17 protein-coding genes and 2 riboswitches are annotated in these 17,817 nt (G+C 67.1%); of the genes, 10 read left to right on the forward strand and 7 right to left on the reverse strand.

Annotation, left to right across the window (positions count from 1 at the left end):
- Nucleotides 1-2 precede the first annotated feature (2 nt).
- Complete coding sequence (locus tag DES47_RS04230) at nt 3-497, reverse strand: arsenate reductase ArsC (RefSeq protein ID WP_133699383.1); 495 nt, start codon at nt 495-497, stop codon at nt 3-5.
- Between the two features lie 218 nt (nt 498-715).
- On the opposite strand from DES47_RS04230, the gene DES47_RS04235 reads away from it, so the two are divergent.
- The 5 genes from DES47_RS04235 to DES47_RS04255 are packed head-to-tail and all read left to right on the forward strand — an operon-like array spanning nt 716 to nt 4,730.
- Nucleotides 716-1,165, forward strand: a complete 450-nt coding sequence (locus tag DES47_RS04235) for a universal stress protein (RefSeq protein WP_133699384.1) — start codon at nt 716-718, stop codon at nt 1,163-1,165.
- Between the two features lie 50 nt (nt 1,166-1,215).
- On the forward strand, nt 1,216-2,133 hold the full coding sequence (osmF, locus tag DES47_RS04240; protein WP_133699385.1) for a glycine betaine ABC transporter substrate-binding protein OsmF: 918 nt from the start codon (nt 1,216-1,218) through the stop codon (nt 2,131-2,133).
- Nucleotides 2,134-2,161: 28 nt separating this feature from the next.
- Nucleotides 2,162-3,259 (forward strand): ABC transporter permease, encoded by a 1,098-nt coding sequence (locus tag DES47_RS04245; protein WP_133699386.1) that lies wholly within the window; start codon nt 2,162-2,164, stop codon nt 3,257-3,259.
- On the forward strand, nt 3,235-3,999 hold the full coding sequence (locus DES47_RS04250; RefSeq protein ID WP_243748150.1) for an ABC transporter ATP-binding protein: 765 nt from the start codon (nt 3,235-3,237) through the stop codon (nt 3,997-3,999). The genes DES47_RS04245 and DES47_RS04250 overlap by 25 nt, the downstream gene beginning before the upstream one ends.
- Entirely contained in the window at nt 3,996-4,730 is a 735-nt protein-coding gene (locus DES47_RS04255) for an ABC transporter permease (RefSeq protein WP_133699387.1), read from the forward strand. The genes DES47_RS04250 and DES47_RS04255 overlap by 4 nt, the downstream gene beginning before the upstream one ends.
- Nucleotides 4,731-4,734: 4 nt before the next feature.
- Here DES47_RS04255 and DES47_RS04260 read toward each other — a convergent pair whose 3' ends face one another.
- The 4 genes from DES47_RS04260 to DES47_RS04275 are packed head-to-tail and all read right to left on the reverse strand — an operon-like array spanning nt 4,735 to nt 8,335.
- Nucleotides 4,735-5,832, reverse strand: coding sequence for an ABC transporter ATP-binding protein (locus tag DES47_RS04260; protein ID WP_133699388.1), 1,098 nt, complete (start codon nt 5,830-5,832; stop codon nt 4,735-4,737).
- Nucleotides 5,833-5,857: 25 nt separating this feature from the next.
- Nucleotides 5,858-6,529 carry a molybdate ABC transporter permease subunit gene (modB, locus tag DES47_RS04265; RefSeq protein ID WP_133699389.1) on the reverse strand — a complete coding sequence of 224 codons (672 nt, stop codon included), beginning with the start codon at nt 6,527-6,529 and terminating at the stop codon, nt 5,858-5,860.
- Between the two features lie 2 nt (nt 6,530-6,531).
- Nucleotides 6,532-7,341, reverse strand: coding sequence for a molybdate ABC transporter substrate-binding protein (gene modA / locus DES47_RS04270; protein WP_133699390.1), 810 nt, complete (start codon nt 7,339-7,341; stop codon nt 6,532-6,534).
- Nucleotides 7,342-7,357: 16 nt separating this feature from the next.
- Entirely contained in the window at nt 7,358-8,335 is a 978-nt protein-coding gene (locus tag DES47_RS04275; protein WP_133699391.1) for a rhodanese-like domain-containing protein, read from the reverse strand.
- A gap of 58 nt (nt 8,336-8,393) precedes the next feature.
- Nucleotides 8,394-8,500: riboswitch (glycine riboswitch) on the forward strand.
- Nucleotides 8,501-8,509: 9 nt separating this feature from the next.
- Nucleotides 8,510-8,617: riboswitch (glycine riboswitch) on the forward strand.
- Between the two features lie 49 nt (nt 8,618-8,666).
- Here DES47_RS04275 and gcvT point away from each other — a divergent pair.
- The 5 genes from gcvT (at nt 8,667) to DES47_RS04300 (ending at nt 15,411) form a co-directional block, all read left to right on the forward strand.
- Nucleotides 8,667-9,785, forward strand: a complete 1,119-nt coding sequence (gene gcvT, locus DES47_RS04280; protein ID WP_133699392.1) for a glycine cleavage system aminomethyltransferase GcvT — start codon at nt 8,667-8,669, stop codon at nt 9,783-9,785.
- Nucleotides 9,786-9,828: 43 nt separating this feature from the next.
- Complete coding sequence (gene gcvH, locus DES47_RS04285) at nt 9,829-10,203, forward strand: glycine cleavage system protein GcvH (RefSeq protein ID WP_133699393.1); 375 nt, start codon at nt 9,829-9,831, stop codon at nt 10,201-10,203.
- A gap of 132 nt (nt 10,204-10,335) precedes the next feature.
- Nucleotides 10,336-13,230 (forward strand): aminomethyl-transferring glycine dehydrogenase, encoded by a 2,895-nt coding sequence (gcvP, locus tag DES47_RS04290; protein WP_133699394.1) that lies wholly within the window; start codon nt 10,336-10,338, stop codon nt 13,228-13,230.
- A gap of 91 nt (nt 13,231-13,321) precedes the next feature.
- Nucleotides 13,322-14,713, forward strand: a complete 1,392-nt coding sequence (locus tag DES47_RS04295) for an L-serine ammonia-lyase (protein ID WP_133699395.1) — start codon at nt 13,322-13,324, stop codon at nt 14,711-14,713.
- Nucleotides 14,714-14,880: 167 nt separating this feature from the next.
- Nucleotides 14,881-15,411 carry an SRPBCC family protein gene (locus tag DES47_RS04300; protein WP_133699396.1) on the forward strand — a complete coding sequence of 177 codons (531 nt, stop codon included), beginning with the start codon at nt 14,881-14,883 and terminating at the stop codon, nt 15,409-15,411.
- Between the two features lie 53 nt (nt 15,412-15,464).
- Here the strand turns inward: DES47_RS04300 and DES47_RS04305 are convergent, their stop codons facing one another.
- Together DES47_RS04305 and DES47_RS04310 are read right to left on the reverse strand one after the other, a co-directional pair.
- Nucleotides 15,465-16,484: a TRAP transporter substrate-binding protein gene (locus tag DES47_RS04305; RefSeq protein WP_133699397.1), complete on the reverse strand. Its 1,020-nt coding sequence runs from the start codon at nt 16,482-16,484 to the stop codon at nt 15,465-15,467.
- Between the two features lie 25 nt (nt 16,485-16,509).
- Nucleotides 16,510-17,814: a TRAP transporter large permease gene (locus DES47_RS04310; RefSeq protein ID WP_243748151.1), complete on the reverse strand. Its 1,305-nt coding sequence runs from the start codon at nt 17,812-17,814 to the stop codon at nt 16,510-16,512.
- Nucleotides 17,815-17,817: the final 3 nt, after the last annotated feature.

A 17,817-nucleotide genomic window follows, 5' to 3' on the forward strand; every position in this document is an offset into this window, starting at 1 on the left:
GGTCAGACCTTGCCGAGCCTGTGCAGCTCCTGCTGCAGAGACATCGCGTCCAGACGCTCCAGCGGCAGCGCCAGCATCAGCTCGATACGCCGTTTCAGTATCAGCGCGGTATCGGTGAAGGCGCGCAGCTTCGTCTCCTCCGAACCTTGCACCTCCGACGGGTCTTCGACGCCCCAGTGTGCGGTCATCGGCTGGCCCGGCCAGACCGGGCAGACCTCGCCTGCGGCCTTGTCGCAGACGGTGAAGACGAAGTCCAGATCGGACGCCCCCACCCCGGCGAACTCATCCCAGCTCTTGCTGCGGAAGCCGTCGATCGAAACATGCAGCCGTGACAGCGTCTGCAACGCCAGCGGATTCACCGCCCCGGTCGGATGGCTGCCGGCCGAGAAGGCCTGGAAGCGTGCCGCGCCCAGATGACTCATCAAGCCCTCTGCGATGATGGAGCGCGCCGAGTTGCCGGTGCAGAGAAACAGCACCTTGTAGGTTCTTTCCGTCATGGGGCAGCCTGGAGAAGAATGGGATTGAATGGGAGCTGGCAGCCGAGTTCAGCAGCCCTTGGAAACAATTTCATATTTCGATCTTAATGGAAATATAGGCGGACATTAGCAAGCGACTATGTCAATTTCATGACGGGCGGGCGCTGATGCACCGCAAGCGCGACCCATCGGACCTGCGCAAAAATGACGACACCCGACCGACAAGGATGGAGTGGACCATGTACCAAAGCCTGCTTGTGCCCATCGACGGCAGCGCCACTGCCGAGCGCGGTTTTCAGGAGGCCATGGCGCTGGCGGAGCGGCTGCAGGCCAGGTTGTGTCTGCTCCACCTGATCGACGAGTCGCCGTTCGACATGGAGCGGGCTCCGGCCAATGCCTATCAACAGGCGCGTCTGCATTGGCAGCGCCTGGGCGAGGCGCTGCTGACCGAGGCGCAGCAAAGAGCCAAGGCCCGCGGCCTCGACTGCAACATCCTGTTGCGGGAGGCCGGTCAGCAGGGCGTGGCCGAGGCCATCATCGATACCGCCAAGCAGTGCGGCTGCGACATGATCGTGATGGGCACCCATGGCCGCCGTGGCCTGAGCCGGCTGACCCTGGGCAGCGATGCCGAGCTGGTACTGCGCAGCAGCCCCGTGCCGGTGATGATGGTGCGCCAGCCCGAGCCTTGAGTCCTGAGCCCCGGCCCTATGATGGGCGACCAAAGCGGCGGAGACATGCCATGGGCTTGAGTATCGGAGGGTGCCTGACGGGACTGGCGATCATGTTGAGCGCCTCGCTGGCGCAGGCGCAACCGGCCGTGCGCGTGGCCTCGAAGATCGACACCGAGGGCGCCCTGCTGGGTCAGGTCCTGCTGCAGGTGCTGCAGGCGGGCGGCATCAAGACCGAGAACCGGCTGCAGCTGGGGGCGACCAAGATCGTGCGCACGGCGCTGACCGCCGGCCAGATCGACATCTACCCCGAGTACACCGGCAACGGTGCCTTCTTCTTTGCCGACGAAAAACATCCTGCCTGGAAGAGCGCCAAGGACGGCTACGAACGCGTCAAGGCGCTGGATCTTGAGAAGCATCGCCTCGTCTGGCTGGAGCCCGCACCTGCCAACAACACCTGGGCCATCGCCGTACGGCAAGACCTGGCCCAGACCCACAAGCTGGCCACGCTGGAGCAGTTCGGCCGGTGGATCACGGCCGGAGGCCAGTTCAAGCTGGCAGCCTCGGCCGAGTTCATCGAGCGCTCGGACGCCCTGCCCGCCTTCCAGGCCGCCTACGGCTTCAAGCTGGCCCAGAACCAGTTGCTGGCCCTGGCCGGCGGCGACACCGCGGTGACGATCAAGGCCGCGGCCGAGAAGACCTCGGGCGTCAATGGCGCGATGGCCTATGGCACCGACGGCTCGCTGGCAGCGCTGGGCCTGGTCGTGCTGAGTGATCCCAAGGGCGTGCAGCCTGTCTATGCCCCGGCACCGGTGATACGCGCCGAGACGCTGGCGCAGTACCCGCGCATCAAGGAGTTGCTGGCGCCGGTGTTCAAGTCATTGGACGGCCCGACCCTGCAGATGCTCAATGCCCGTATCGCCGTCGAGGGGCAGGACGCCAGACAGGTGGCCGCCGCGTATCTGAAAGCCAAGGGCTTTGTCAAATAGGCCTCGCAATCCCGTGCAGGCGGCTTTGATGGCGCTGGGCCTGGCGGCGGCGTTGAGTCTGAGCTTTCTGAGCCATGCTCCGAACCGCCTCGCCAGCGGACGGGCGATTGCGCTGATCGAGCTGGCCCCCGCGTTGCTGGCGTTGCCCGTTCTGCTGCTGATCATGGGTGTCTTCATGCCGCCCACGCGTCGCTGGCAGCTGGCGTCTGCAGTGGGCAATGCAGCACTGCTGCTGGGTCTGTTGTGGACCGCCGGTGATGCCGCCACGCACCTGGCCGAAGGCGCTACGCTCGCCCGCACCTCGCTCGGCGCAGGCTTCTGGGTGCTGGCCGCTGTTTGCCTGCTGGCGATCGCAGATGCGCTGCAGGGCTGGATCGCAGCCGTCGTCGCAGCGGGTCTGGCTTGCGGCTTGGCCCTGATGCTGGCCGGCGGCGCCTTGGATCAGCTTGCGTTGATGAAGGAATACGCCAACCGCCAGGAGCTGTTCCATGACGCGCTGCGGCGCCATCTGCAGATCGTGCTGACCACGCTGCTGCCGGCCCTGTTGATCGGCCTGCCGCTCGGAGTGGCCGCGGCGCGCAGCCGGCGTCTGGGTCAGGCACTGTTCCCTGTGTTGAACCTGATACAGACCATTCCCTCGATCGCCCTGTTTGCCCTGCTGATCGCTCCGCTGGCGCTGCTCGCCGCGGCCTGGCCGCAGCTCGGCCGCTGGGGTTTTGCAGGCATTGGGCTCGCGCCGGCCGTGCTGGCCCTGGTGCTCTACAGCCTGCTGCCCATCACCCGCAGCACCGCCGCCGGGCTGCAGCAGGTGCCAGCGGCCGTGCTGGACAGCGCTCGAGGGATGGGCATGACCCCGCGACAGATCTTCTGGCGTGTCGAAGTGCCGATCGCTCTGCCGCTGCTGCTGGCGGGCCTGCGCGTCGCCACCGTGCAGACGGTGGGGCTGGCGGTGGTCGCATCGCTGATCGGTGCCGGTGGCCTGGGCAGCCTGATCTTCCAGGGCCTGCTGAGCAGCGCCGCCGATCTGGTCCTGCTGGGCGTGCTGCCGGTGCTGGCGCTGGGGCTGCTGGCCGACGCGATGTTCAGGGCGCTGAGCCGGGCATGGGCTGGGGAACGGGCGCGATGATTGCGTTCCAGCAGGTCGGCCTGAGCCTGGGTGGCAAGCGCGTCATCGACAAGGTCTCGCTGCGCATTGCGCCGGGCGAGTTCGCGGTGCTGATCGGGCCGTCGGGTGCGGGCAAGTCCAGCCTGCTGCGCATGGTCAACCGGCTGCTGGAGCCAGACCGCGGCCAGGTGCTCGTTGGCGGCCTGCCAGTGCGTGATCAGGAACCCACCGCGCTGCGCCGGCGCATCGGCTATGTGATCCAGTCCACCGGCCTGTTCCCGCACCGGACGGTGGCGCAGAACATCGCCACCGTGCCCGGCCTGCTGCAGTGGCCACCGGCGCGCATCGCCGCGCGCACGGCCGAGCTGATGGCCCTGCTCCATCTGGACCAGGCCTTGGCCGAGCGCTACCCGCACCAGCTGTCGGGCGGCCAGCAGCAGCGTGTCGGCGTGGCGCGGGCGCTGGCGGCCGACCCCGAGATCCTGCTGATGGACGAGCCCTTTGCTGCGCTGGACGCGGTGACGCGCCGCGCGCTGCAGGCCGAGCTCCTGCATATCCAGCGCAGCACGGGCAAGACGGTGCTGATGGTCACCCATGACCTGGACGAGGCGCTGCGCCTGGGCACTCGCATCCACCTGCTGGACGGCGGCCGGCTGCTGCAAAGCGGCACGCCGCTGGAGCTGATGACCCGGCCGGCAGGCCCCGCGGTGTCCGCCTTCCTGGGCCTGGCGCTGGGCGACCCGCCGGGCCGCGAGCCATGAAGATCGGGCGCGACCCGCTGGTCTGGGCCGCGGCCGCGCTGACCCTGTTGACGCTGGGCATGGCGCACACCAGGCCGCTGTTCGCCAGCTGGTTCCCCGAGCTCGACCGGCCGCTGTACGAGCAGGACTCGTTCGCCGCCCTGCTTGGCGCCCATGTGTTGATCGTGGCCCTGTCCAGTGCCGCGGCCACGCTGGTCGGGGTGGGGCTGGGTGTGGCGGTCACGCGCCCGGCCGGGCGTGTCTTCCGGCCCCTGCTTGAGCGGGTGGCGGCACTGGGCCAGACCTTTCCGCCGGTGGCGGTGCTGGCCCTGGCCGTGCCGCTGGTGGGCTTTGGCGCGGCACCGGCCCTGCTGGCCCTGGCCCTGTACGGCCTGCTGCCCATCGTCCAGGCCACGCTGGCCGGGCTGGACGCTCTTGCGCCCGAGCTGCGCGAGGCAGCCCTGGGGTCAGGCATGAACCCCGGTCAGGTGCTGCGCCAGGTGGAGCTGCCGCTGGCCCTGCCGGTGTTGCTGGCCGGCGTGCGCAGCTCGGTGGTGATCAATATCGGCACGGCGGCGATTGCCTCGACCGTGGGCGCCAAGACCCTGGGTTCGCCCATCATCATCGGCCTGAGCGGCTTCAACACCGCCTATGTGATCCAGGGCGCGCTGCTGGTCGGCCTGCTGGCGATCACGGTGGACCTGATGTTCGAGCGCCTGCTGCAGCGAGCCAGGGCCTGGCAGGTGCGGTGAATGCTCAGGGATTCTTCACCGGCATGATGTGAATGCCCTGTGGCGCCAGCTGCAGAAACAGCGGGCTGCCGGGCGCCAGGGCCAGCTGGCGCGCGTATCGGGTGGTCAGCTCCAGATGCAGCAAGGCATGGGGTGCGTTCTGCAGCCGGCATTCGATGGTGGTGATCTCGCCCAGGCTGCGGCTGCGCTCCAAGGTGCAGGCCACCGCATTGGGGCCCTCGGGCGGGCGCAGATGCACCTGCACATGCTCCCCGGCAATCACCCAGCGCACCGGCGTGCCGTCGTCCAGGCGCCCCTTGTCGGCGGTGCGCAGATCCAGGCCGGCCTGCCCGTCGCCCCAGCGCAGCCGGGCCTGGCCAGGGCCGGCCTTGTGAAACACGCCGGCATGGATGTCGCGCAGTCCCACCAGCGCCGCCACACGGGCATTGCGCGGGCGTGACATCAGCTGCTCCGGCGGGCCGTCCTGCAGGGTCTGGCCGGCCTCGATGATGCACATCCGGTCGGCCAGCAGGCGCGCCTCGCGCAGATCGTGGGTGACCATCACGATGGGCACGCCCACCCGCTCGCGCAGCTTGATCAGCTCGTCGTACAGGGCCTGACGGGTCGGCTGATCGACGGCTGCAAAGGCCTCGTCCAGCAACAGCACGCCCGGGCTGCGCGCCAGGGCGCGGGCCAGGGCCACTCGCTGCCGCTGGCCGCCCGAGAGCTGGTGCGGGCGGCGCGCGGCCAGGCCGTCGAGCTGCATGTCCTGCAGCAGGCGGTGGGCGGCGTCCTTGCCGCTGCGGCCATCGGCGCCGCGCGGCAGCGCGAGGCGCACATTGTCCAGGGCGCTGAGATGCGGGAACAGCGCATAGTGCTGGAACACCATGCCCACCGGCCGCCGCTCGGCCGGCACCTTGACGCCGCGCTCGGTGTCCAGCCAGACGGCGTCGCCCAGCTCGACACGCCCCTGCTCAACATCGAGCAGCCCGGCGATCGCGCGCAACACGCTGGTCTTGCCGCTGCCCGAGGGGCCGACCAGGGCCAGCAGCTCGCCCTGCGCGCAATGCAGCTGGACGTTCAGCGCGATCGGGCCGGCCTGGTGGAGTTCGAGTTTCAGCATGGGGGCGCGCTATAACCCTGCGATCTCAACCGCGCGGTCCCGGCCCGCGCCGGCGCGTCAGCCAGGCGGTGCTCAGCAAGGTGGCCAGCGACACCACCAGCAGGGTGGCCGACATCAGGCCCGCCGCCTGCATGTCGAAGCCCTGCACCCGGTCGTAGATGGAGATGGCAATGGTCTTGGTCTCGCCCGGTATGCTGCCGCCCACCATCAGCACCACGCCGAACTCGCCCAGCGTATGGGCGGCCGTCATGATCAGCCCGCTGAGAATGCCGCGCCAGGCCAGCGGCAGCTCGATATGCCACAGCGTGCGCCAGGGGCTCAGGCCGCAGCTGCGGGCGGCGTCGTATAGCTCGGCCGGAATGGCCTCGAAGGCGCGTTGCATCGGCATCAGCGCGAACGGGATGTTGAAGATCAGGCTGGCCAGCAGCAGGCCGCCGAACGAAAACGCCAGCGTCTGGCCGGTCAGTTCCTGGTACAGCTGGCCCAGCGGTGATGCGCCGCCCATGGCCACCAGCAGGTAGTAGCCCAGCACCGTGGGCGGCAGCACCAGCGGCAGCGCAAGCAGGGCCTCCGCCAGCGGCCGCAGCGGGTGGCGGCTGCTGGCCAGCCAGCGTCCGGCCAGCACGCCGAGCGGCAGCAGGATCAGGGCGGTGGCCAGGGCCAGCCAGACGGAAAGGCGCAGCGCCTGCCAGTCCATGCCTATTGCTCGCCCGGCAGCGCAAAACCGTGGCGCACGAACACCGCGCGCGCCGCAGGCTGCTGCAGATAGGCGTGGAAGGCCTCGGTCACCGCACCGGCCTTGCGGGTCAGCACCATGCGCTGGCGCAGCGGCTGATGCAGGGTCTCGGGAATCAGCACCGCATTGCCCGCACGGCCGAACTGCGGCGCCAGCGCCAGCGAGTAGGCAAAGATGCCCGCCTGGGTGGAGCCCGACACGGCGAACTGCGCCGCCTGAGAGACGTTCTCGCCCAACACCAGACGGGGCTGTATCGCCGCCCAGAGATCCAGGCGCTTCAAGGCCTCCGTGGCAGCCCGGCCGTAGGGCGCGTGATCGGGGTTGGCGATGGCGAACTTGAGCACCCTGCCCTCACCCAGGGCCCTGCGCAGCTGGACCAGCTGCGGGTCGAATGCAGCATCGACAGGTACCGGCGAGCCCTTCGGAATGAACAGCACGATGCGCCCGATCGCATAGAGCCGGCCACGGTCGGGGGTCAGGCCTTGATCGGCCAGTTTGAAGACGAAGTCCTCGTCGGCCGACAGGAACAGCTCGAATGGCGCACCCTGGGCAATCTGGCGGTAGAAGTTGCCCGATGAGCCATAGACCAGCTTCACCGTCTGGCCCGAGCTGGCCTGGAAGGCGGCGGCGATCTCGTCCAGCGCGAACTTCAGGTCGGAGGCGGCGGCGATGGTGGGCTGGGCCTGGGTCGGCATCAGCAGCATTGCGGCGAGGATGCCGAACAGCCGTCGCGCCAGGGTCTGGAACAGGGTCTGGAAAAGGGGCAGGTTCATCCGTGCAAGACTGAGCTCAGGGAGTCGGGTGTGGCGCCATTGTCGCCCGGCCGGCGGCCGCCTCGTGGCGCTCCAGCGGATGGCCGGCCTCGGACCAGGCGTCCAGGCCGCCGGCCAGCGGCCGCACCCGGGTCAGACCCTGTCTGGCCAGCAGGCCGGCGGCCCGGGCCGCCGAGGCGTCGTTGGGGCAGTTGCAATAAAGCACGATCTCGCGCCCGGCGGGCCATTCGGCCGAGCGGCGCAGCACCTGATCGAGCTCGACGGCCAGGGCGCCCGGAATGCGGCGCGGGTCGATCTCGCGGCCCGCGGCCGAGCGCACGTCTATCACCAGCGGGGCCGGGTCTTGCGCCATCAAGTCGCGCAACTCGGCGACGCTGATGCGTGCCATCGCCACATCGCGCGCAAACATGCGCCGCCGCAGATAGCGCTGCGCGGCGAAGATCAGCAGCAGCACGGCCAGCGCGATCAGCGCCACCTTGCCCATGCCGGTCAGCACCTCCAGGATCTGCTGAATCTGGCCGCTGAAACCGACGCCCAGGCCCAGGAACAGCAGCGTCCAGATCGCCGCAGCCAGGCCCTCAAAGGCAAGAAAGGCGCGGTTGGACATGCCCAGAGCGCCGGCCATCGGTGGGGCCACGACCGAGATGCCGGGCAGGAACTTGGCCGCGATCAGCGACGCACCGCCCCAGCGGGTGATAAAGGCCTCGCTCTGGCGCACGCAGGAGTCGGGCGACATCGAGATGCGGCACAGCAGCTTCAGCACCCGATAGCCATAGCTGCGGCCGGCCAGGAACCAGGCGCCATCACCGAGAATATTTGCCAGCATCGAGGCGATGAAGGCGCCGGGCAGCGAAATCTGGCCACCCACCGTCAGCGCGCCGACGACGACCAGAAATGGCGAGGCCGGCACCGGCGCGCCCAGGCGCGCCGCCAGGGTGACGAGTAGAACCAGGCCGACGCCATGTTCAATCAGCAGCGCAATCAGATGGTCCAAGATGGGTTCGCCGAGTGGGTTCGGTCCAGCATAACCGAGCCGGACTTGAGGCTACAATCGCGGCTCGTCAGGAGAGAGCTCTCTATATGAGAGCCGCCGAAGGCGCAGAGGCAGGTGGCACAAGCACGGCTTCGAACGCTCAGGCAAAAGGACTGATGAAGCGCCCTGATTTGGGCGTTCCTCACTGGAGAGAGATGGGTTTCGAGCCCATCCACCGAAGGGGCAAGCTGGTTCCACCATGGACCGGCCAATCTCTCAGGTAAAGCGGACAGCGAGGGCATTCCCCCACCGAAATTCGGTGGTTGAACAGTTTGCCCTCGGAATCTCTCATATGTCTGCTGCTGAACTCCTCAAGACCCCCTTGCACGCGCTGCATATCGAACTCGGCGCCAAGATGGTGCCCTTCGGCGGCTACGACATGCCGGTGCAATACCCGGCCGGCGTGATGGCCGAACACAAGCACACCCGCGCCGCGGCCGGCCTGTTCGACGTCTCGCACATGGGCCAGGTCCGCCTGATCGGCGCCGGCGCCTCCGCCGCCCTGGAAACCATAGTCCCCGTCGACGTCATCGACCTTGGCGTGTTCAAGCAGCGCTACGCCCTGTTCACCAATGCCCAAGGCGGCATTCTTGACGACCTGATGATCTGCCGCCGCCCGGACGACCTGTTCGTCGTCGTCAACGCCGGCTGCAAGGTGCAGGACATCGCCCATATGCAGGCCACCATTGGCGACAAGTGCCAGGTGCTGCCGCTGCCCGACCAGGCCTTGCTGGCCCTGCAGGGCCCGCAGGCGGTGACCGCGCTGTCGCGCCTGAACCCGGAAGTGGCCAAGCTGACCTTCATGACCGGCGGCTTCTTCGAGCTCGACGGCATCCCCACCTTCCTGACCCGCTCCGGCTACACCGGCGAAGACGGCTTCGAGATCTCGGTTGCCGGCGATCAGGCCGTGGCCCTGGCCCGCAAGCTGCTGGCCCAGCCCGAGGTCATGCCCATAGGCCTGGGCGCACGCGACTCGCTGCGCCTGGAAGCCGGCCTGTGCCTGTACGGCCATGACATCAATACCGAGACCACGCCGGTCGAGGCCTCGCTGACCTGGGCGATCCAGAAGGTGCGCCGCGCCGGTGGCGCCCGCGCCGGCGGCTATCCCGGTGCTGCCGTGATCGACAACCAGCTCGTCAACGGCGCAGCCCGCAAGCGCGTCGGCCTGGTCAGCAGCGAACGTATGCCGGTGCGCGAAGGCGCCAAACTGGTGGCCGAGGACGGCACCGAGCTGGGCGTCGTCACCAGCGGCACCCTGGCCCCCACCGTGAACAAGCCGGTGGCGCTGGGCTATCTGCCTTCGAGCCATGCCGCGCAGGGCACGGCCGTGTTCGCGATCGTGCGCGACAAGCGCGTGCCGATGACCGTCACCTCGACCCCGTTCACACCGAACGGTTACTACCGCGGGTAAATTCGGCGGCTGATCAACTTTTCCCAAGACAACGGAGCAACACATGAGCATCAAATACACCGCCGACCACGAATGGGTCCAGATCGAAGCCGACGGCACCGCCACCGTGGGCATCACCGTCCATGCGCAGGACGCGCTGGGTGATGTGGTCTATGTCGATCTGCCCGAGGTCGGCAAGAGCTATGCCGAGAAGGAAGTGGCTGGCGTCGTCGAATCGGTGAAGGCCGCCGCGGACGTGTACATGCCCGTCGATGGCGAGATCACCGCCGTCAATGAAGACCTGCGCAATGACCCGGCCCTGGCCAACACCGACCCGCTGAAGAGCGGCTGGTTCTTCAAGGTCAAGCTGAGCAATCCCGCCCAGCTGGACGCGCTGATGGACAGCACCGCCTACGACGAGCTGGTCAAGAACAGCTGATCGTCTTGGTAGCCCGGATGAAATCCGGGATCTTTCTTTGCCCCGCACTCCGGCCTGTGGCCTCCCTGCGGGCTACGTGAGTTTTACTGGCGCGCCTTGCCACAAGCAAGCCCCGCGCCCCCAAGGATTGCCATGTTGAAGTCTGCCCACAAGCCGCTTGCCGAACTCGAGAACAGCGCCGAATTCCAGGCCCGCCATATCGGCCCGGATGCCACCGACGAGGCGCTGATGCTGTCGGTGATCGGCTCGGCCTCGCGCCGCGCGCTGATCGAAGCCATCGTGCCCCGCTCGATTGCCCGCGCCAATGCGATGCAGCTGCCCGCCGAGCTGACCGAGGCCCAGGCGCTTGCGGAACTCAAGGGCATCGCGTCCAGGAACCAGGTGCTGAAGAGCTTCATCGGCCAGGGCTATTACGGCACCCTGACCCCGGGCGTGATACTGCGCAACGTGCTCGAGAACCCCGCCTGGTACACGGCCTACACGCCCTACCAGGCCGAAATCTCGCAGGGCCGCATGGAGGCGCTGGTCAATTTCCAGACCATGATCTGCGACCTGACCGGCATGGCCATCGCCAACGCCTCGATGCTGGACGAGGCCACCTCGGCCGCCGAGGCGATGACACTGGCCGCTCGTGTGGGCAAGAGCAAGAGCCAGACCTTCTTCGTGGCCGATGACGTGCTGCCGCAAAGCCTGGAAGTGATCCAGACCCGCGCCAAGCCGCTGGGCATCAACGTCGTCGTCGGCCCGGCCGAGGCCGCCGGCCAGACCGAGTGCTTTGCCGCGCTGGTGCAATACCCCGGCGTGACCGGCCGCGTGCGCGCGCTGCAGCCGATTGCCGATGCCGTGCATGCCAAGGGAGGTCTGCTGATCGCCGCCGCCGACCTGCTGGCGCTGACCCTGATTGCCTCGCCCGGCGAACAGGGCGCGGACATCGCCATCGGCACGACCCAGCGCTTCGGCATGCCGATGTGCAATGGCGGCCCGCACGCCGCCTACATGGCCTGCAAGGACGAGTACAAGCGCTCGCTGCCCGGCCGCCTGGTCGGCCTGAGCATCGACTCGCACGGCAAGCCTGCCTACCGCCTGGCGCTGCAGACCCGCGAGCAGCACATCCGCCGCGAGAAGGCCACTTCGAACATCTGCACCGCCCAGGTGCTGCCGGCCGTCGTGGCCAGCATGTATGCCGTCTACCACGGCCCGCAGGGCCTGAAGCGCATCGCCCTGCGCGTGGCCAGCTACACGGCCATCCTGGCGCAAGGGCTGAAGTCGCTTGGATTCACCCTGGCGCACGAAACCTCGTTCGATACGCTGGAAGTCAACACCGGCGCCAAGACCGAGGTCCTGCTGGCCACGGCAGTGTCGGCCGGCATGAACCTGCGCCGCGCCTCTGCCACCAGCATCGGCATCTCGCTGGACGAAACCACGACCCGCGCCGATCTGCATGGCGTGCTGGCTGTGTTCGCCGAAGGCAAGCCCGTGATCGGCTTTGAGTCGTTCGAGAAGGGCATTGCCGCGCTGATCCCGGTCGAGCTGGCCCGCTCCAGCGCCTACCTGACGCATCCGGTGTTCAACACCCACCACTCCGAAACGGAGATGTTGCGCTATCTGCGCATGCTGTCCGACAAGGACCTGGCGCTGGACCGCACGATGATCGCGCTGGGTTCCTGCACGATGAAGCTGAACGCAACCAGCGAGATGATTCCCATCACCTGGCCCGAGTTCGCCAACATCCACCCGTTCGCTCCGCGCGACCAGCTCAAGGGCTACGAACTGCTGGACGAGCAGCTTCGCGCCTGGCTGTGCCAGGCCACCGGCTATGCGGGCATCTCACTGCAGCCCAATGCCGGCTCGCAGGGCGAGTACGCGGGCCTGTTGATCATCAAGGCCTGGCATGAGGCGCGTGGCGAGGCCCATCGCAAGATCTGCCTGATCCCCGAGTCGGCCCACGGCACAAACCCGGCCTCGGCCCAGATGGTGGGCATGCAGGTGGTCGTCACCAAGTGCGACAAGGAAGGCAATATCGACCTGGTGGACCTGAAGGCCAAGTGCGAGCAGCACAGCGCCAATCTGGCGGCCATCATGATCACCTACCCGTCGACGTACGGTGTGTTCGACACCCAGGTCAAGGAGATCTGCGCGCTGGTGCACAGCCACGGCGGCCGCGTCTACGTTGACGGCGCCAACATGAATGCGCTGGTCGGTGTGGCGGCTCCGGGCGAGTTCGGCGGTGACGTCAGCCACCTGAATCTGCACAAGACCTTCTGCATCCCGCACGGCGGCGGCGGCCCGGGCGTCGGCCCGGTCTGCGTGGTCGCCGATCTGGTGCCCCATCTGCCGGCGCATCGCACAGCGGGTATTGGCGGTGAGGCGGCCATTGGTGCCGTGTCCGCCGCGCCGCTGGGCAATGCGGCCGTGCTGCCGATCAGCTGGATGTATGTGCGCATGATGGGTGCCGAGGGCCTGCAATCGGCCACCGAGGTCGCCATCCTGTCGGCCAACTATGTGGCCGCGCGCCTGGACGGCTATTACGACATCCACTTCAGCGGCAACATCGAAGGCGTCAAGGGCGGCGGTGTGGCCCACGAGTGCATCCTCGACCTGCGCCCGCTGAAGGACAGCTCCGGCGTGGGCGCCGAAGACGTGGCCAAGCGTCTGATCGACTACGGCTTCCATGCCCCGACCTTGAGCTTCCCGGTGGCCGGCACCCTGATGGTGGAGCCGACCGAGAGCGAATCGAAGGCCGAGCTGGACCGCTTCTGCGACGCGATGATCGCCATCCGCGGCGAGATCGAGAAGGTCGAGCAAGGCACGTGGAGCCGCGAGGACAACCCGCTGATCAACGCCCCGCATACCGCTGAGCACCTGATGAAGGCCGACTGGAGCCATGGTTACAGCCGCGACGAGGCGGCCTATCCGGTGGCGTCGCTGCGCCGTGTGAAGTATTGGGTGCCGGTGGGCCGTGTGGACAACGTCTACGGCGACCGCAACCTGAGCTGCAGCTGCCCTCCCGTCAGCGACTACGCTTGATACGGCTGCACGCCGACTGAACCTAGCGGCCATGTCCTCACGAAGGGCATGGCCGTTATTCCATCTGCTGGACTTCTGAAGGAGCACTATCGTGGCCATCTCCGTATTCGACCTGTTCAAGATCGGCATCGGGCCGTCGAGCTCGCACACCGTCGGCCCAATGCGCGCCGCCCGCCTGTTCGCGCTGCGCCTGCGCCATGAGGGCGTGCTGGAGCGCACCACCCGCGTGGTCTCGCAGCTGTACGGGTCGCTGGGCGCCACCGGCAAGGGCCACGGCAGTGACAAGGCCGTGCTGCTGGGCCTGGCCGGCCATGAGCCGGACACGGTGGACGTGGAGGCCGTGCCGCAGATACTGGCCGGCATACGCGAGGGCTCGAAGCTGCGCCTGCTGAACGAGCACGAAGTCGCCTTCGACGAGGCCAAGGACCTCGTGTTCTTCCGCCGCCAGAGCCTGCCTTTCCACGCCAACGGCATGCGCTTCGCGGCCTACGACGCGCAGGGCGAGCTGCTGCTGGAGCGCACCTACTACTCGGTCGGCGGAGGCTTCGTTGTCAGCGACGAGGTGGCCAGCGATGGCAGCAAGCAGAAGGTGATCGCGCCGGACACGGCCGTGCTGCCCTACCCCTTCCACAGCGGCGACGACCTGCTGCGCCTGTGCGCCGAGCATGGGGTCAGCATTGCAGAGCTGATGCGCCGCAACGAGCGCCACTGGCGCAGCGATGCCGAGACCGAGGCCGGCCTGATGCGCATCTGGAAGGTGATGCAGGAATGCGTGGTGCGCGGCTGCAGGACCGAGGGCATCCTGCCCGGTGGCTTCAAGGTCAAGCGCCGCGCCGCGCAGCTGTACCGAGACCTGACCTCCAACCCCGAGGCCGCGCTGCGCGATCCGCTGCAGGTGATGGACTGGGTCAACCTCTACGCGCTGGCCGTCAACGAGGAGAACGCCGCCGGCGGCCGCGTCGTCACCGCGCCGACCAATGGCGCGGCCGGCATCATCCCCTCGGTGCTGCACTACTACACACGCTTTGTGCCGGGTGCCACCGAGCGCGGCGTCTATGACTTTCTGTTCACCGCCGCGGCGATCGGCATCCTGTACAAGGAAAACGCCTCGATCTCCGGCGCCGAGGTCGGCTGCCAGGGCGAGGTCGGTGTGGCCTGTTCGATGGCCGCCGGTGCGCTCTGCCAGGTCATGGGTGGCACGCCCGAACAGGTGGAAAACGCCGCCGAGATCGGCATGGAGCACCACCTGGGCCTGACCTGCGATCCGGTGGGCGGCCTGGTGCAGATCCCCTGCATCGAGCGCAACGCCATCGCCTCGGTCAAGGCCATCAACGCCGCCCGCATGGCCATGCGCGGCGACGGCACCCACTTCGTCAGCCTCGACAAGGTCATCAAGACCATGCGCGACACCGGCGCCGACATGATGACCAAGTACAAGGAGACGGCCCGCGGCGGGCTGGCGGTCAATATTGTCGAGTGTTAAACGGAGAGGTAGCCCGGATGAAATCCGGGGCGTCGACCGTGAATCAGGCCACAAACCCCGGATTGCATCCGGGCTACGGCTGCGATCCGTCGAAAGCAAGACGCGCCAATCGTCGTTCTGCATGTGCGGGAATGCCGCCAACCTTCGCCGAAACACAGGAGAAAGCCATGTTCAAAAGTATTGCCCTAGGCCTCGTTGTTCTGATCGTCGGCTTGCTCGGCTTTGCGGCCACGCGCCCGGACTCGTTCAGCGTGCAGCGCCAGATCACCATCAAGGCGCCGGCCGAGAAGATCTATCCGCTGGTCAATGACTTTCACCAGTGGACGGCCTGGTCGCCCTGGGAGAAGCTGGACTCGACGATGACGCGTACGCACAGCGGCGCGCCGGCTGGCAAAGGCGCTGTCTACGGATGGAAGGGCAACAAGGATGTGGGCAGCGGCCGCATGGAAATCACCGACAGCACCGCGCCGAGCCAGGTGCAGATCAAGCTCGACTTCTTCGATCCCTTCGAGGCGCAGAACCGCACCACCTTCAGCTTTCAGCCCCAGGCCGATGGCAGTACCCAGGTGGTCTGGGTGATGCAGGGGCCGATGAACTATGTCTCCAAGCTGATGAGCGTGTTCGTCAGCATGGACAAGATGATTGGCAAGGACTTCGAGACCGGACTGGCGAATATGAAGGCGGCGGCGGAGAAGTAGCCGCCATGCAAAAGGCCCGCAGCTGCGGGCCTTTGTTCGCTTCAAGCCGACGCTTACTTCTTCGCGCGTATCTTCGCCAACTCGGCCTGGGTCTCGTTCCAGAGCTCCATGCCGACGTTGGTCGCGATGCCTGCGTTGATGTGAGTCAGCTTGTCGCGCATGCGGCCGGTTTCGGCAGCACTCAACTCGGTCACCTGCATACCCTTGGCCTTGAGTTCACCCAGGGCCTTGGAGGCCTCTTCGCGGGTGTCCTTGCGCTCGAAGTCGCGGCTGATCGCAGCGGCTTTTTGCAGCACGGCACGCTCGTCCTTGCTCAGGCCGTCCCAGTACTTCTTGCTGACCAGCACGATCCACGGCGCATAGACGTGGTTGGTCACCGTCAGGTACTTCTGCACCTCGTAGAACTTGGCCGACAGGATGGTGTTGTAGGGATTCTCCTGACCATCGACGGCCTTGGTCTCCAGCGCGGTGAACAGCTCGGAGTACGGCAGCGGGATGGCGTTCGCCCCCAGGGTCTTGAAGCTGTCCAGATAGACGGCGTTCTGCATCACGCGCAGCTTGATGCCGTCCAGGTCTTCGAGCTTGGCGACCGGCTTCTTGTTGTTCGTCAGATTGCGGAAACCATTCTCCCAATACACCAGGCCGACCAGACCCTTCTCTTCGAGCTTGGCCTTGACCTTGTCGCCGATGGGGCCGTCAAGCAGCGCGTCGGCCTCCTTGGTGTTGTTGATCAGGAAGGGCGTGTCCCACAGCGCCATTTCCTTGGTGATGCCCACCAGGGTGGCGGTCGAGCCGACCATCATCTCCTGGGCGCCGCCGATCAGTGCCTGCTGCATCTGCGTGTCCGGGCCTAGCGCCGCGCCGCCGATGGCGCGCAGCTTCATCTTGCCGCCGGAGAGCTTCTCGACGTTCTCGGCCAGCACCTTGGTGGCGCGGCCCTGGTTGCTGGCCTCGGCCAGACCGTAACCGAAGCGGATCAGGCGGGGCTTGATGTCCTGCGCCTGGGCGAGGCTGGCGCCGAAGGCCAACGATGCGGCCGTCAGGGCCAGCAAGGTGCGACGAAATTGGTTCATGAGGTCTCCTTGGGGATGAGAAAAATCAGCGCATCCACGCCACCGGCGCGATGACGATCTGCGGGAACAGGGTGAACAGGATCAATATCAAGGTGTAGGTCAAGAGGAAGGGGTTCACGCCCTTGATGACCTGGTGCATGGACATGCGGCCTACCCCGGCCACGACATTGAGCACCGTGCCCACCGGCGGCGTGATCAGGCCGATGGCGCCGTTGAGCACGAACATCAGGCCGAAGTAGACCGGGTCTATACCGGCCTTGACGGCAATGGGCAGCATCACCGGCGCGAAAATCAGGATCGTCGGGGTCAGGTCGAGCGCGGTGCCGATCAGCACCAGGGTGACCATCATCACCGCCATCAACAGGCGTGGCGATTCGATCAGGGTGCCCAGCCAGCCGGTCAGGGTGCCGGGCAGATCGGCCAGCGTGATCATGTAGCTGGCCACCTGGGCGCCGGCGCACAGGAACATCACCACCGCCGTGGTCTTGGCTGCGCGCACGAGCACGCCGTGCAGCTCGGTGAGGCTCAGCTCGCGGTGGATGAAGAAGGCGATCACCAGCGCATAGAAGGCCGCCACCACGGCCGCCTCGGTCGGTGTGAACAGGCCCGACTTCATGCCGCCGATGATGATGAAGGGCATCAGCACCGCCCAGAAGGCCTTGACGGTGGCGCTCAGCCGCTCCTTGATCGGGAGCGCAATACCGGCCGGCAGATCGATCTTGCGCAGTTGCAGCTTCCAGGCCACGATCAGCCCCAGGCCCATGATCAGCCCGGGCACGATGCCGGACAGGAACAGCGCCGAGATCGAGGTATTGGTCGTCACGCCATAGATCACGAAGGGCATCGACGGCGGGATGATGGGGGCGATGATGCCGCCCGAGGCGATCAGCCCGGCCGAGGTGTGCATGGGGTAGCCGTGCGCTCGCATCATGGGCAGCAGGATGGTGGCCAGCGCTGCGGTGTCGGCCAGGGCCGAGCCGCTCATGCTGGCCATCAGCACCGCCGCGCCGATGGCGACAAAGCCCAGGCCACCGCGGATATGGCCCACCCACGCCTGAGCCATGGTGATGATGCGCCGGCTGATGCCGCCGGCATTCATCAGCTCGCCGGCCAGGATGAAGAAGGGCACGGCCAGCAGCGGGAAGCTGTCAACGCCGGCCACCAGGTTCTGCGCCAGCAGCTGCGTATCCCAGAAGTCCAGCGACCAGGCCATGGCGGCGCCGGTCAGCACCAGGGCAAAGGCCATGGGCATGCCCATGCCCATCAGCACCAGCATGCCCAGGCAGAAGATCACAAAGGCCAGCGCCTCATTGCTCAAAGCCAGCATCATCAA

The sequence above is a fragment of the Roseateles toxinivorans genome (genome assembly GCF_004362525.1).
Taxonomy (GTDB): Bacteria; Pseudomonadota; Gammaproteobacteria; order Burkholderiales; family Burkholderiaceae_C; genus Paucibacter; species Paucibacter toxinivorans.

What these genes read in the sequence shown, in the direction of transcription:
- modA (WP_133699390.1), bottom strand. Translation starts at nt 7,341, where the DNA reads ATGAACCTGCCCCTTTTCCAGACCCTGTTCCAGACCCTGGCGCGACGG.
- DES47_RS04260 (WP_133699388.1), bottom strand. Translation starts at nt 5,832, where the DNA reads ATGCTGAAACTCGAACTCCACCAGGCCGGCCCGATCGCGCTGAACGTC.
- DES47_RS04250 (WP_243748150.1), top strand. Translation starts at nt 3,235, where the DNA reads ATGGGCTGGGGAACGGGCGCGATGATTGCGTTCCAGCAGGTCGGCCTG.
- DES47_RS04245 (WP_133699386.1), top strand. Translation starts at nt 2,162, where the DNA reads ATGGCGCTGGGCCTGGCGGCGGCGTTGAGTCTGAGCTTTCTGAGCCAT.
- DES47_RS04310 (WP_243748151.1), bottom strand. Translation starts at nt 17,814, where the DNA reads ATGATGCTGGCTTTGAGCAATGAGGCGCTGGCCTTTGTGATCTTCTGC.
- DES47_RS04305 (WP_133699397.1), bottom strand. Translation starts at nt 16,484, where the DNA reads ATGAACCAATTTCGTCGCACCTTGCTGGCCCTGACGGCCGCATCGTTG.
- modB (WP_133699389.1), bottom strand. Translation starts at nt 6,529, where the DNA reads ATGGACTGGCAGGCGCTGCGCCTTTCCGTCTGGCTGGCCCTGGCCACC.
- gcvH (WP_133699393.1), top strand. Translation starts at nt 9,829, where the DNA reads ATGAGCATCAAATACACCGCCGACCACGAATGGGTCCAGATCGAAGCC.
- DES47_RS04230 (WP_133699383.1), bottom strand. Translation starts at nt 497, where the DNA reads ATGACGGAAAGAACCTACAAGGTGCTGTTTCTCTGCACCGGCAACTCG.
- DES47_RS04300 (WP_133699396.1), top strand. Translation starts at nt 14,881, where the DNA reads ATGTTCAAAAGTATTGCCCTAGGCCTCGTTGTTCTGATCGTCGGCTTG.
- gcvT (WP_133699392.1), top strand. Translation starts at nt 8,667, where the DNA reads ATGTCTGCTGCTGAACTCCTCAAGACCCCCTTGCACGCGCTGCATATC.
- DES47_RS04255 (WP_133699387.1), top strand. Translation starts at nt 3,996, where the DNA reads ATGAAGATCGGGCGCGACCCGCTGGTCTGGGCCGCGGCCGCGCTGACC.
- osmF (WP_133699385.1), top strand. Translation starts at nt 1,216, where the DNA reads ATGGGCTTGAGTATCGGAGGGTGCCTGACGGGACTGGCGATCATGTTG.
- DES47_RS04235 (WP_133699384.1), top strand. Translation starts at nt 716, where the DNA reads ATGTACCAAAGCCTGCTTGTGCCCATCGACGGCAGCGCCACTGCCGAG.
- gcvP (WP_133699394.1), top strand. Translation starts at nt 10,336, where the DNA reads ATGTTGAAGTCTGCCCACAAGCCGCTTGCCGAACTCGAGAACAGCGCC.